The sequence below is a fragment of the Citromicrobium bathyomarinum genome, assembly GCF_038594485.1.
Lineage (GTDB): Bacteria > Pseudomonadota > Alphaproteobacteria > Sphingomonadales > Sphingomonadaceae > Alteriqipengyuania > Alteriqipengyuania bathyomarina_A.
Genome location: NZ_JBCFZG010000004.1, coordinates 551,018 through 564,541, shown reverse-complemented (window position 1 = coordinate 564,541; position 13,524 = coordinate 551,018). Strand labels below are relative to the sequence as shown.

The following is a 13,524-nucleotide window of genomic DNA, read 5'->3' as shown; positions in this document are numbered from 1 at the left end:
TCTCAGGCTGCGTCGGCCAGACGCGCGGCGTCCGCCATCCGTGCGTGGTTGTTGAACGCCGCGAGCAGCGCCTGTGCCGCAGCGATCACCACATCGGTGTGCTGGCTGCGACCCGCGATCGCCACGCCGTCGACCAGCAACCCGACCTCGATTTCCATCTCACGGCTCAGCTGGTGCGCATCGACCGATTCGAGTGTGCCGTGCTTCACTTCGGCGGCGACGCAGAAGGCATCGGTCAGCGCCTCGAACGGGCCGGTGCCGTGGCCGATCGTGGTCAGCCGCCCGCGCGTGGCATGGTCCAGCGTGACCTTGGCGGTGGGCCGGTCGTTGGCCTTGGTCCCGGTGCGCATCTCGACCCGGACCAGCTCCCATGCGTGCCCACGACCATCATCGGCCAGCAGATCGCACAGGTCGTTATCGGTCACTTCGCGCTTGGTATCGGCCAACCGTTTGAAGTCGGCATAGAGCTTTTCGAACCGGTTGCCGCCCAGATCGCCATGCCCCAGTGCCTCCAGCCGGGCGCGCAGCGCGTGCTTGCCCGAGTGCTTGCCCAGCACCAGCGCGTTGGAGGGCAGGCCGATGTCCTCGGGGCTCATGATCTCGTAGGTGCGGCGGTCGGCCAGCACACCGTGCTGGTGAATGCCCGCCTCGTGCGCAAAGGCATTGCGCCCGACGATCGCCTTGTTGCGCGGCGGCGCGTTGCCGGTCACTTCGCCGAGCATGCGGCTGACCGCGAAGATCTCGCGTGTTTCGACGCCGCTGGTCGCCCGGTAATGATCGGGCCGGGTCTTGAGGGCCATCACCACCTCTTCCAGCGCGCAATTGCCCGCACGCTCGCCGATCCCGTTGATGGTGCATTCGACCTGCCGTGCGCCGCCGCGCACTGCGGCGAGGCTGTTGGCCACCGCCATGCCCAGATCATTGTGGTTATGGGTCGAGAAGACGACATGCTCGGGCCGTTCGACATTCGCGGTCAGGTCCGCGAACAGCGCGTAGATTTCCTCGGGAGACGTATAGCCCACGGTATCGGGCACGTTGAGCACATCGGCCCCCGCCGCCGCCGCGCATTCCAGCACTTCTTTCAAGAAGGCCGGATCGGTGCGCAGCGCGTCTTCGGCGGAAAACTCGATTTCGGTAAAGCGCCCCTTGGCAATGCGCAGCGCACGCTCGATCGTGGTGAGCGCTTCGGGCTTTTCCATCTTGTGCTTGGCGGCCAGATGCAGGTCGCTGGTGCCGAAGAACAGATGCAGGCGGCTGCGGCGCGCAGGCCCCAGCGCGCGCTCGGCAGCGTCGATGTCACCGTCGGTCGCGCGCGAGAGAGAGCACAGCATGGGCGCATCGGGCAGGTAGCCGATTTCGCTCGCAATGGCGTGGATCGCCTCGGCATCGCCGGGCGAAGCGGCAGCAAAGCCGACCTCCATCACATCCACCTTCAGCTTGCGCAGCGCGTGCGCCAGCTTCAGCTTCTGCGCGGTGTTCATCGAGAAGCCGGGGGCCTGCTCGCCATCGCGCAGGCTCGTGTCGAAAATTGCGATGCGGTGCGGTGTGTCTCCGCCTACCTCGGGAACTTCAGGCTCTTGCGGCATGGATGACCTCCGCGACCGGCGTGGCATTGCTCAGGTGGATTGTGGCCTGCACGTCCTGCAACCGCTCCAGCTGGCGCAGCAGTCTCTCGACCTTGCGAGTGGAGTCCAGCGGGGCGAGCGCCAGCGTCATCACCCCGGCATCGCCGTCGCTGCCCATCTGCATCGAGCGAACGGAAAAACCGCGCGCCTCGACCACGCCGAGGGTCCGGCGAAGCGCGCCTTCCGCGCAGCGAAATTCGATGCGGATATGTTCAAGTGTCATTGCGCTTCTCCATCATTTCGGCATTCGATGCGCCCGGCGGCACCAGCGGCCAGACGTTTTCTTCGGGGTCGATGCGGACATGCGCGAGGATCGGCCCGCGCGCATTGATCAGGCGATCGATCGCCCCGTCCACTTCCTCGCGGCGCTCGATCCCGAAGGCTTCGATGCCGAAGGCGTTGGCGACTTCGACGAAGTCCGGATTGTCCGACAGGTCGACCTCGGAATAATTGCCCGCAAAGAACAGCTCCTGCCACTGGCGCACCAGCCCCAGCATCGCATTGTCGAGCAGCAGGATCTTCACCGGAATCTGGTAGCGGCGCAGCGTCGCCAGTTCCTGGATGTTCATCTGGAACCCGCCATCGCCGCAGATCGCGAAGACCTCTTTGTCGGGCTCGGCCAGCTTGGCCCCGATCGCGGCGGGCAGGCCGAAGCCCATCGCGCCCAGGCCGCCGCTGGTCAGGTGCGCCTGCGGACGTGCGAAGCGGCAGTGCTGCGCGACCCACATCTGATGCTGTCCGACATCGCAGGCGACCACGAAATCCTCGCCCACCCGCTCGGACAGGGTCTTGAGCATCGCGGGGGCATAGATGCCATTGCCCGGTGCATCGTAACGCTGCGGATGGCTCGCGCGGATCTCGGCGGTTTCGGTGGTCCACGCATCGATCTCGCCGGCGGCGAAGTCGATCGCGGCGAGGCTCGATTTGATATTCCCGCACACCGCCGCGTGGGCGAAGCGCAGCTTGCCCAGCTCGGCGGCGTCGACATCGATGTGAACCACCGAGGCATGCGGCGCGAATTCGGCCAGCTTGCCGGTCGCCCGGTCGTCGAACCGCGCACCCAGCACGATCAGCAGATCGCATTCCTGCACCGCCATGTTCGCCGGGCGATGGCCGTGCATCCCGATCATCCCCAGCATCGCCGGATGCTCGGGCGGCAACACACCCAGACCTTGCAAGGTCGCCACCGCAGGGATGCCGCTTTCGTCGACGATCCGGCGGACCATCTCACTGGCATTGGCGCGCGCGATTCCGCCGCCGAGGTAGAACAGCGGGCGCTTCGCCGCTGCGATCAGACGCTCGGCCTCGGCGATGGCATCGGAAGAGGGCGCAGGCAGCAGATCGGCGGTTTTGCGCCGCATCGGCGCAGGCTCGCACGAGGCCTGCTGAACGTCCTTGGGCAGATCGACCAGCACCGGGCCCGGACGACCGCCTTCTGCAATCGCGAAGGCTTCCGCCAGTGCGGAGGGGATGTCCTCGGGCCGGCGGACGATCATCGAATGCTTCACGATCGGCATGGTCATGCCGAAGATATCGGTTTCCTGAAACGCATCGGTGCCCATCAGCGGCTGCGCCACCTGCCCGGTGATCGCCACCATCGGGACCGAGTCCAGATAGGCATTGGCGATTCCCGTAATCAGGTTGGTCGCGCCCGGGCCTGAGGTCGCCAGACACACGCCCGCGCGCCCCGTGATCCGGCCATAGGCATCGGCTGCGAAGGCGGCGGCCTGTTCGTGGCGCACCAGGATGTGCCGGGTGGTGCCCTGCGGCAGCGCGTCATACACCGGCATGATCGCGCCGCCGGGATAGCCGAACACGCATTCGACGCCGAGCGCGTCCAGCGTATCGACTACCAGCTGCGCACCCGTGCGGGTGGCAGGCTGGCTCTCTGGGCTGGATAAGGGCGGGGTCATGGCATTCATGGCTTTCACTCAGGCAAAGGGCGCGGCGGATTACGCGGCCTTTTGCTCCTTCTTCTTTTCGCCGGTCTGCAACCACGCCATCAGGCCGCGCAGTTCCTTGCCGGTGGCTTCGATCGGGTGCGACAGATCGGCGGCCTGCATCTCGTCGTACTTGGCCTTCCCGGCCTCGTTCTCGGCGATCCAGTTGCGCGCGAAGGTGCCGTCCTGAATGTCGGTCAGCACGTCCTTCATCCGCGCACGCGTCTCGTCGTTGATGACGCGCGGGCCGGAGACGAGATCGCCGTAGATCGCGGTTTCGGAAACGAATTCGTGCATCTTCTCGAACCCGCCTTCGTACAGCAGGTCGACGATCAGCTTCAGTTCGTGCAGGCACTCGTAATAGGCGATCTCGGGCTGGTAGCCCGCGTTCACCAGCGTATCGAAGCCGGCTGCGACCAGTTCGGTCGCGCCGCCGCACAGCACCGCCTGTTCGCCGAACAGATCGGTTTCGGTTTCCTCGCGGAAGCTCGTTTCGAGCGCGCCTGCCGTGGTCCCGCCGATCAGGCTGGCATAGGCCAGCGCGCGATCACGCGCTTCGCCAGTCGCGTCCTGGCGGACCGCAAACAGGCAGGGCACACCCGCGCCGCGCTCGTATTCGCGGCGGACCAGATCGCCCGGGCCCTTGGGTGCCACCAGAATAACATCGATCCCTGCGGCGGGCTGGATGCGTTCGTAGAGCACGGTGAAACCATGCGCGACGAGGATCGCATCGCCCTGCTCCAGATTGGGCGCGATTTCGGAGGCGAAGATCGCTTCGTGGCTCATGTCCGGGGTCAGCAGCGCGACCAGCGAGGCGGCCTTGGCAGCCTCGGCAACGGGCATCACGGTCAGGCCATCGGCGCGGGCTTTCGCGGCGGTGGGCGAGCCATCGCGCAGGCCGACAATAACTTCGCAGCCGCTGTCCTTCAGGTTCATCGCGTGCGCGCGGCCCTGGCTGCCGTAGCCGATGATGGCGACGGGCTTGCCGCGGACCAGTTCGGGCTTTGCATCTTCGTCGGTGTAGACCTTGATCGTCTTGGGCATGGTATCAGTCCTTCACTCGGTAACAGGTGGAATGGTGGTTGCGCCGTAGGCGGCGGACGAAACGAGGCGAGCGTACTTGTCGAACACGCCGCCCAGGGAGTTAGGCGGTCTGGGCGTGTGCGCCGCGCGGCGTGCATCCCAGTCGATATCGGCGTCGATCCGGCGCGCATCGGTATCGATCCGGATGATGTCGCCGGTCTCGACCAGCGCGATCGGGCCGTCCTTGGCCGCTTCGGGAGAACAGTGCCCGATCACGAAGCCGTGGCTCGCGCCGGAGAAGCGACCGTCCGTAATCAGCGCGACCTCGCCGGCCAGGCCCTGTCCCGCGAGCGCGGCGGTCACCGCCAGCATCTCGCGCATGCCCGGCCCGCCCGAGGGGCCTTCGTAACGGATGATGACGACATCGCCCGCGTGGATCTGGTTGGCGTTGACCGCCGCGAAGCAGGCCTCCTCTCCCTCGAACACCTTGGCCGGGCCTTCGAACGAGGCCGCGCCGTATCCGGCGGTCTTCAGCACCGCGCCCTCGGGGGCCATGTCGCCATACAGAATGCTCAGCCCACCGGTCGCCTTGACCGGGTCGGCAGGCGACTTGACCACCTGCTGCCCCGGCGTTTCCTCGGCGCGGGCCAGTTCGTCGAACAGGCTGTCGCCGGTAACCGTGGGGGTGTCTTCCAGCATCCCCGCATCCGCCAGCCGCTTGCCGAACAGCGGCACGCCGCCCGCCGCGTAGAGATCGCGCGCCAGGAAGCGTCCGCCCGGCTTGAGGTCGGTGATCACCGGCACGCTGCGCGACAATTCGTCGAAGGTTTCGATCGGGAAGGCGAAGCCCGCTTCCGCCGCAATCGCCGGCAGGTGGAGCACGGCATTGGTCGAGCCGCCGCTGGCCACAACCGCAGTCGCCGCGTTGCGGATCGACGCAGGCGTCAGGAACGTGCGCGCCGAGGTGCCTTCCTTGGCCAGCTTGGCCGCCAGCCGCCCGCAGCGCGCCGCCTCGACCCGCTTGGCCGCGTCGGTAGCGGGCGGATCGCCCGAACCCATCGGCGAAATACCCATCATCGCCAGCGCCATCGCCATCGTATTGGCGGTGAACTGCCCGCCGCAAGCGCCCGCACCGGGGCACGCCGCACGCTCGACCTTGTCCAGCTCGGCATCGCTCATGTCACCCTTTGCGTGCGCGCCGACCGCCTCGAACACGTCCTGGATCGACAGGTCGCGACCGTCCAGCTGGCCGGGCATGATCGTGCCGCCGTAGAAAACCAGCCCGGGGATATCGAGCCGGGCCAGCGCCATCGCGGCGGCGGGGATGGTCTTGTCGCAACCGACCAGAATGATCGCCGCGTCGAGCGAATGACCCTTCACCGCCAGCTCGATCGAGTCGGCGATGATCTCGCGGCTGATCAGCGAGGCGCGCATCCCTTCGCCGCCCATCGTGATCCCGTCGGAGACCACGATGGTGTTGAAGTCCACCGGAGTGGCGCCGTTTTCGCGCAGGCCCTGCCGGATCGGCTCTGCCAGATCGGCGAGATGCATGTTGCACGGCGTCACCGTCGACCAGGTGTTGACCACCGCGACCATGGGCTGCGCCATCTGTTCGTCGGTGAAGCCCGCACCGCGCAGCATGGCGCGCGCAGGCGCCTTGGCCGGGCCCTTGGTAATTGCGTCGGAGCGTTTGGAAGTCGTTTCAGTCATCACGTTGATCGATCCCTTGACGGACCCAATAAAAAACCCCGCTTTCCGGTTCGGAGAGCGGGGTTCGAGAGGTCCGTCTGGCTAAGCCTAGCCGATGGGCACTCCCCCCCGCTGAATAAGAAGTACGAATACAAGAAGGACGAGGAGCAGCACGAGACCCTGCGCAAACAGCGCATTCTCGTCGGCAGTACGGATGGCGGCCTTGGCCTTCATTCGTCGTTCCTCGCAGGTGCAGCACGATTGCTGCGGTGGCGAGGGGTTTATATCATCAAAACTTAAGGGCAAGCAAAAATATTGCCGAATTCCGGATTTTTTGGGTCTTTTCGATCAGTGGCCGATCGAAGACGGGGGATTCAGCCCGCAATGTCAGGAGCTTACCGGTACAAACAGAGTATTGCGCGCGCCCTCTTTCAGCCGACGAACGGGATAGTCGGCGCGTCCGTCCGCGATGATCGTCGCACACCCTCTGGCCGTGGCGTGGCGCGCGGCAGCAAGCTTTGTCGCCATTCCGCCGGTTCCCACCCCCTCGCTCGCCGCGCCCCCAGCCATTGCAATCACGGCATCGTCGATCTTCGCTACGCTTCCGATATGTGCCGCCTCGGGATCGGAAGGATGGCGATCGTACAGCCCATCGACATCCGACAGCAGCAGCAGCAGGTCCGCCTCGGCCAGTTCCGCAACATGCGCAGACAGGCGGTCGTTGTCGCCCAGCTTCAGCTCTTCGGTCGCGACACTGTCGTTCTCGTTCACCACCGGCACCGCCCCTGCACCGAGCAGTACGGATAGCGTGGCGCGCGCATTGGCGGATCGCTCGGCAGATTCGCTGTCGGCCAGGGTGAGAAGCAATTGCCCGACCGGAATGTCGAGCGGGGCGAAGGCCTGTGCCCAGGCGTTCATCAGCAGGCTCTGGCCGACGGCCGCGGCGGCCTGCCTCTGGTCGAGCCGGGGGGAGCGTTCGATCCCCAGTCGCCGCCAGCCGAGCGCCACCGCGCCCGAGCTGACCACCAGCACGGCGGCCCCCGACTGCCGCAGCAACGCGATGTCCTGCGCCAGGCCTTCCAGCCACGGCAACCGGGCGGTGCGGGTATCGTGGTCGATCAGCAGCGACGAGCCGACCTTCACGACGATCCGGCGGGCGTTCGCGAGAACCGTCGTTGTCGACGTCTCCTGCCCGCTCACGAATCTTCCCTGGAGGCATGCACCAGCATCAGCCGGACCAGCTTGGCAATCGGGCGCGGCACGCCGACGCGCCCTTCCAGCCACAGGCTGACGGTCGAGCGGTCGACCCCGATCGACTGGGCGAGCGCATTCTGGGTGCGAAAGTTCAGATCGTCCATCGCCTGACGTAGCTCTTCGGGTTGCATCGATGCGAGCATGGATTCCGGGGTAAACCGCGGAGCATTTTTCGCAGGTGCGGCAACAATTCTGCCAACCGTACGCTTGTGTGAATATTTCACGCTCCCGCTCGCCATCCCTGCCATCCTCAAACCCCTGCAAATTCTGTCGTTTAACCGGTTACCCACCGGCTGAATCGACGCGATTGACGATCCTGCGGAAATTGTGCGATGCATCATAAATGACAAAAGCGTGACCGTTCAAGCAAGAATTGAACGGGCGCGTTCGTGTCGCCGTAACATCGCTACCAGGGGGAAGCATGAAACTTATCGTCGCCATCATAAAACCATTCAAGCTCGACGAGGTCGTCGAAGCGCTCACGGGGGTGGGCGTCACCGGGCTGACCGTGTCCGAAGCCAAGGGTTTCGGGCGCCAGAAGGGCCACACCGAGGTCTACCGCGGTGCCGAATACGACACGAGCTTCGTGCCCAAGGTGCGTATCGAAACGGTCGTGGCGGACGATGTCGCAGCCAAGGCGATCGAGGCGATTTCCGCCGCGGCCAAGACCGATGCGATCGGCGACGGCAAGATTTTCACCATCGACGTTTCTTCGGCGCTGCGGATCCGCACCGGCGAAACCGACGACACCGCACTCTGAGGGGGCAGGACATGACGTTTAGCTTGAGAAACATTGCTACCGCCGGGCTTGCCGCAATCGTGGCAACGCCCGCGTTCGCCATGGAGGCACCGGCAAATACCGCACCGGCGGTGGCCGCAGCCGAAGCTGCCGCAACCATCGCCAAGGGCGATACCGCATGGATGATCGTTGCCACGGTTCTGGTGATGGCGATGATCGTCCCCGGCGTCGCGCTGTTCTACGGCGGGCTTGCCCGCACGAAGAACATGGCCTCGGTGCTTACCCAGGTCCTGTGCGTTTCCTCGCTCGCGATGCTCATCTGGGTGATGTACGGTTATTCGATGGCGTTCGGCGATACCGGCAACGCCTTCATCGCCGATTTCGGCAAGGTCTTCCTGAAGGGCGTCACCGCCGATTCCGGCGCGGCGACCTTCAGCGACGGCGTCGAGATCCCCGAATATATCTTCATCGCCTTCCAGATGACCTTCGCGGCGATTACCGCTGCGCTGATTGTCGGCGGGACGATGGAAAGGGCCAAACTGTCGACCATGATGGTGTTTACCGCCATCTGGCTGACGATCGTCTATTTCCCTATCGCGCACATGGTGTGGGCGACCGGCGGGCTGATCTTCGAATGGGGCGCGCTCGACTTCGCCGGCGGCACCGTGGTGCACATCAACGCCGGTGTTTCCGCGCTGGTCGGCTGCCTGATCCTGGGCAAGCGTATCGGTTACCCGAAAGAGCCGATGCCGCCGCACTCGCTGACCATGACGCTGCTCGGCACGGGCCTGCTGTGGGTGGGCTGGTTCGGCTTCAACGGCGGTTCCGAACTGGAAGCCGACGGCGTTGCCTCGCTCGCAGTCCTCAACACCTTCGTCGCCACGGCTGCGGGCGTGCTGTTCTGGATGCTGGGTGAGACCATCAGCGGCCACAAGGGTTCGCTGCTGGGCGGCTGCTCGGGTGCGATCGCCGGCCTCGTCGCGGTGACTCCGGCGGCGGGCAATAGCGGGCCTTTCGGCGCGATCCTGATCGGTGCGGCCGCCGCGCTCGTCTGCTTCTGGTTCGTCACGATGATGAAGCCCAAGCTGGGGCTGGACGACAGTGCGGATGTGTTCGGCATCCACGGGATCGGCGGCATCGTCGGCTCGCTCGGCACCGCGTTCACCATGATGCCCGGGCTCGGTGGCCCGGGTGACGCGGACTACAACGCAATTGCGCAGCTGATCATCCAGGCGAAGGCCGTGGGTGTGGCGATTGTGTGGGCCGCTGTCGGCGCTGCGGTCGCCTGGCTCATCGCCAAGCTGATCACCGGCGGGCGCGTTTCCGAAGAGAAGGAACGCGACGGCCTCGACCTCAGCGAACACGGCGAACGCGCCTACAACTACTGATGGCTTGAAATACCACCCTGCGCCGCGATCCCGGCGAACAGATCGGGACGCGGTGCAGGGTCAGATTTTCGCGGAGAGGGCAACCGCATAATGTGGAGGAAAATAATGCGTTTATTCCGAGTTGCACCGCTGGCGTTGATCGCCGCAAGTATGCTTTCCGCCCCCGCCTTCGCGCAGGAAGCGGAAGAAGAGGAAGCCGGCCCAATCGAGATCAGCGCGAATGTCGCCCTGACCAGCGATTACCGTTTCCGCGGGGTTTCCTTCTCCGACGAAGACATCGCCATCCAGGGCGGGTTCGACGTCAGCCACTCGAGCGGTTTCTATATCGGCACCTGGGCCTCCTCGCTCGAAGACAGCCCGCTTTACGGCAATGCCGAGCTTGACGTCTATGCCGGCTGGTCTGGCGATGTGGCGCCGAACATCACGCTCGACGGCGGGGTTCTGTATTACATCTACCCCAATGGCGACGACACCGTGGGCGATAGCGACTACTTCGAACCCTACGCCTCCGTCACCGCAGCGCTCGGCCCGGTCGAGGCTACTGTCGGTGCCGCATACGCTCCCGAACAGGGCAGCGCGCTGACCAGCGACAATATCTACGTCTACGGCGATCTCGGCACCGGCATCCCGGACACACCGATCAGCCTCGCCGCGCATCTCGGCTATTCGGAAGGCAGCCTCGATTACGGATCGGGCGGCTATCTCGACTGGTCGCTGGGTGCGAGCGTCAGCTACAAGATCCTCGAACTGGGCGTTGCCTACGTCGACACCGACCTGCCGGAAATCGCCGGGCAGGACGCTGCCGTGGTCTTCACGGTCGGAGCAAGCTTCTAAAATCTTGCGGGGTCGCATCCTCCGGAACGGTCCGTCGCCTTCAATGGCGGCGGGCCGTTTCGTTTATGGAGATCACACCGCGGCACGAACCCGCAGCATGGCAATCGCGGCCACGATCCACGCGGCGGCTGCGAACAGCATCGTCCACACCGGCTCGCCGGGGAAAAATGCCTTCATCAACGATCCCATCGCGGTCGCCACCAGCAGCTGCGGCACGACGATGAAGATGTTGAACAGCCCCATGTATATCCCGAGCTTGGCCTGCGGCAGATTCGAGGCAAGGATCGCGTAGGGCATCGCGAGAATGCTCGCCCAGGCGATGCCGATCCCGACTTCCGCCACCAGCAGCGCCTGCGCATCGCGCACGAAAAAGAACATCAGGAAGCCGAGCGCGCCCAGCGTCAGGCAGATCGAATGGGTCATCACCTGCCCCACCGCGCGGCTCAGCCACGGCAGGATCGCCAGCGCCGCGACGGCCGCGACGCCGTTGTACACGGTGAACAGCAGGTTCACCCAGTTGGCGCCTTCGTTATACGCCGCGCTCGCCGTATCGGTGCTGCCGAAGACGTACTGCGTCACCACCGGCGTGGTGTTGATCCACATGATGAACAGCGCCGACCAGCTGAAGAACTGGACCAGCGCGAGCCGCTTCATCACGGGCGGCATGCCCGAAAAATCGCCGACGATGCTGGAAAGCATGTTGGCCGTACGGCCCTGCTTCGCCAGATATATCCCGATCGCGCTCAGCAGTCCGTAAACCGCGAGCAGCGCGCCAAGCAGCAGCACCTCCTTCTCCAGCGCGAATTCGCCCACAGCGATGACCACGACCAGCCCCGCCGCGATCCATGCCGCGCTCGAAAGATAGGATTTGCTCGCCAGCGCGCGGACCGGCTGCTCGTCCCCGGCACTCGAATTTTCCGCGAAGGAAGCGATCTCCTCGGGGCTGTATTCGCGGGTGGTGAACACGGTCCACAGCACCGCGAGCAGCAGCGCGGCGGAGCCGAACCAGAAGCTCCAGCGCACGGTATCGGGCAAGCCGCCATCGGGCGCGACGTTGCCGACGCCCAGATGTTCCAAGAGGAACGGGAAGATCGACCCGACCACCGCGCCCGCGCCGATGAAGGCGGTCTGCACCGCGTAGCCCGCCGCGTGCTGATCGGTGCGGAGCATGTCGCCCACAAACGCCCTGAAAGGCTCCATCGAGACGTTCAACGACGCATCGAGCACCCACAGCATCGCCGCCGCGAATAACAGCGGAGCGCCCATCGTGGGGCTCAGCGGCATGACGAACAGTGCCAGCGCGGCGAGGATCGCGCCGGTCAGGAAATAGGGTCGGCGTCGGCCAAGCCGGTTCCACGTCCGGTCGCTCAGGTGGCCGATGATCGGCTGCACGATCAGCCCGGTCAGCGGCGCGGCGACCCACAGCGCGGGCAGATCGTCCATGCTCGCGCCCAGCGTCTGGAAGACGCGGCTCATATTGGCGTTCTGCAGCGCGAAGCCGATCTGGATGCCGAAAAAGCCGAAGCTGATATTCCACAGGCCGAGCCAGCTCTGGCGCCGCTTTTCCATGTGCGATCCTTTCCCCGTGCGCTGGCGGACTGCCGCCGCCATGCGTCATCCGCATCGGCTTGCACGAAAGCCTTGGCCCGACAAGGCGTATACGAATGCGTAACCACGCGTGCGGTCGTGGTCAGTGGGCGGTGCTGGAGCCGCGCACGATCAGCCGGGTCGGCAGGCGTGCGGGTGGCAGTTCCTCGCCCTCGATCTGCGCGAGCAGCGTCTCGACCAGCCGCTCGCCCGCGCCCCTCGTGTCCTGCTGGATCGTGGTTAGCGGCGGGCTGGTGAGGCTGGCGGAGGGAATATCGTCGAAGCCGACCACCGCGACATCGCCCGGCACGCTCAACCCCGCCTCGGCGAGCGCGCGCATCGCGCCGATCGCGATCAGGTCGCTCCCGGCGAAGACCGCATCGAACTGCGCGCCGCTCGCGATCAGGTCGCGCGTGGCGGAAAGGCCCGCCTCCTCGGTGGTGATCGCGTCGCGCTGCAGCGCAGGGTCGGGTTCGATCCCCACGCCGCGCAACACCTCGCACAAGCCGTCGTAGCGGTGAGCGAATTCGGGATAATGCCCGTCGGCATGGCCGATGAACGCGATCCGGCGGCGGCCTTCACCCAGCAGATGCTCGCCAACCAGCCGCCCCGCGCCCAGGTTGTCCGATCCGATGGTGGCCCCGCTGGTATCGCTGCTGACCGATCCCCAGCGCGCGAAATGCGTGCCCTGCCTCACCAGCTCGCGCAGCCGCGCCTCGTAGGTCGTGTAGTCGCCATAGCCGAGCAGGATCAGCCCGTCGGCCCGCATCGAATCCTGGTACCTGGTGTGCCAGTCGTCCTCCATCCGCTGGAACGAGATCAGCAGGTCGAGCCCGTGATTGGCGCAGGCCCGCGTGATCGAACCGAGCATCGCGAGGAAGAACGGGTTGATCATGCTCTCGTCTGGCGTCGGGTCCTCGAAAAACAGCAGCGCGATCGTGTTGGAACGCTGCGAGCGCAGCGAGGAGGCGTTGCGATCGACCGTATAGTTCAGCTCGCGCGCGATCTGTTCGATCCGTTCGCGCGTCGCCTTGCTGACCGACCTGTCGCCTCGCAGCGCGCGGCTTACCGTGGGCTGCGAAACCCCCGCCTTGTAGGCGATGTCGAAGCTCGTCGGCTTGCCGGTCGGCCTGCGGCCCATGCGCTCTCCTGCGCGCGGGCGTTCTCCCCGCGCTTGCTGCCAGACTAGTGGAATTGTCGCGGCGCGCCAATCGATCCTTGATGCCATGAAGAGCTGTCGAAGACACCTACTGGGCCAACCCACGCCATTTGCAGAACCTTGCGTGCAAATATGCAACACGCACTTCGCGCCGAATAATTGCGTATACGTATGCTGTCTTCCTGACTGCGAGCGCCCGATCCTATTGCGCATGGTGTGCGGTAACCGGCTGCGAAAAGCCGGTCCCGCGACGAGGCAGAGGATGAAGTCGATCGATCCGCAGGGG

13 protein-coding genes are annotated in these 13,524 nt (G+C 65.3%); 3 read left to right on the top strand and 10 right to left on the bottom strand.

Going from position 1 to position 13,524, the window contains the following annotated elements:
• Positions 1-2 precede the first annotated feature (2 nt).
• The 8 genes from AAG591_RS08415 to AAG591_RS08380 form a co-directional block, all read right to left on the bottom strand.
• Positions 3-1,586 carry a 2-isopropylmalate synthase gene (locus tag AAG591_RS08415; RefSeq protein ID WP_342530698.1) on the bottom strand — a complete coding sequence of 528 codons (1,584 nt, stop codon included), beginning with the start codon at positions 1,584-1,586 and terminating at the stop codon, positions 3-5.
• Positions 1,570-1,848: an ACT domain-containing protein gene (locus AAG591_RS08410; RefSeq protein ID WP_342530697.1), complete on the bottom strand. Its 279-nt coding sequence runs from the start codon at positions 1,846-1,848 to the stop codon at positions 1,570-1,572. Before AAG591_RS08410 ends, AAG591_RS08415 begins: the two co-directional genes overlap by 17 nt.
• Positions 1,838-3,538, bottom strand: a complete 1,701-nt coding sequence (ilvG, locus tag AAG591_RS08405) for an acetolactate synthase 2 catalytic subunit (protein WP_342530696.1) — start codon at positions 3,536-3,538, stop codon at positions 1,838-1,840. The genes AAG591_RS08410 and ilvG overlap by 11 nt, the downstream gene beginning before the upstream one ends.
• A 39-nt stretch (positions 3,539-3,577) precedes the next feature.
• Positions 3,578-4,609, bottom strand: a complete 1,032-nt coding sequence (gene ilvC / locus AAG591_RS08400; RefSeq protein WP_342530694.1) for a ketol-acid reductoisomerase — start codon at positions 4,607-4,609, stop codon at positions 3,578-3,580.
• Between the two features lie 12 nt (positions 4,610-4,621).
• Entirely contained in the window at positions 4,622-6,298 is a 1,677-nt protein-coding gene (ilvD, locus tag AAG591_RS08395) for a dihydroxy-acid dehydratase (protein ID WP_342530692.1), read from the bottom strand.
• A gap of 87 nt (positions 6,299-6,385) precedes the next feature.
• Positions 6,386-6,511 (bottom strand): hypothetical protein, encoded by a 126-nt coding sequence (locus AAG591_RS08390; protein WP_342530691.1) that lies wholly within the window; start codon positions 6,509-6,511, stop codon positions 6,386-6,388.
• A 153-nt stretch (positions 6,512-6,664) separates the two neighbouring features.
• Entirely contained in the window at positions 6,665-7,477 is an 813-nt protein-coding gene (gene proB, locus AAG591_RS08385) for a glutamate 5-kinase (protein ID WP_342530690.1), read from the bottom strand.
• A complete protein-coding gene (locus AAG591_RS08380; RefSeq protein WP_342530689.1) occupies positions 7,474-7,635 on the bottom strand; it encodes a transcriptional regulator in 162 nt (53 codons plus the stop codon). The genes proB and AAG591_RS08380 overlap by 4 nt, the downstream gene beginning before the upstream one ends.
• Positions 7,636-7,952: 317 nt before the next feature.
• Here AAG591_RS08380 and AAG591_RS08375 point away from each other — a divergent pair, with 317 nt between their 5' ends.
• From AAG591_RS08375 to AAG591_RS08365, 3 genes are all read left to right on the top strand, one after another.
• Complete coding sequence (locus tag AAG591_RS08375; RefSeq protein WP_342530687.1) at positions 7,953-8,291, top strand: P-II family nitrogen regulator; 339 nt, start codon at positions 7,953-7,955, stop codon at positions 8,289-8,291.
• 11 nt (positions 8,292-8,302) lie between these two features.
• Positions 8,303-9,658, top strand: a complete 1,356-nt coding sequence (locus AAG591_RS08370; RefSeq protein ID WP_342530686.1) for an ammonium transporter — start codon at positions 8,303-8,305, stop codon at positions 9,656-9,658.
• 105 nt (positions 9,659-9,763) lie between these two features.
• Positions 9,764-10,492: a TorF family putative porin gene (locus AAG591_RS08365; protein WP_342530684.1), complete on the top strand. Its 729-nt coding sequence runs from the start codon at positions 9,764-9,766 to the stop codon at positions 10,490-10,492.
• A 72-nt stretch (positions 10,493-10,564) separates the two neighbouring features.
• Here the strand turns inward: AAG591_RS08365 and AAG591_RS08360 are convergent, their stop codons facing one another.
• Both AAG591_RS08360 and AAG591_RS08355 read right to left on the bottom strand, forming a co-directional pair.
• A complete protein-coding gene (locus AAG591_RS08360) occupies positions 10,565-12,061 on the bottom strand; it encodes an MFS transporter (RefSeq protein ID WP_342530683.1) in 1,497 nt (498 codons plus the stop codon).
• A gap of 121 nt (positions 12,062-12,182) precedes the next feature.
• On the bottom strand, positions 12,183-13,220 hold the full coding sequence (locus AAG591_RS08355) for a LacI family DNA-binding transcriptional regulator (RefSeq protein ID WP_342530682.1): 1,038 nt from the start codon (positions 13,218-13,220) through the stop codon (positions 12,183-12,185).
• Between the last annotated feature and the right edge of the window lie 304 nt (positions 13,221-13,524).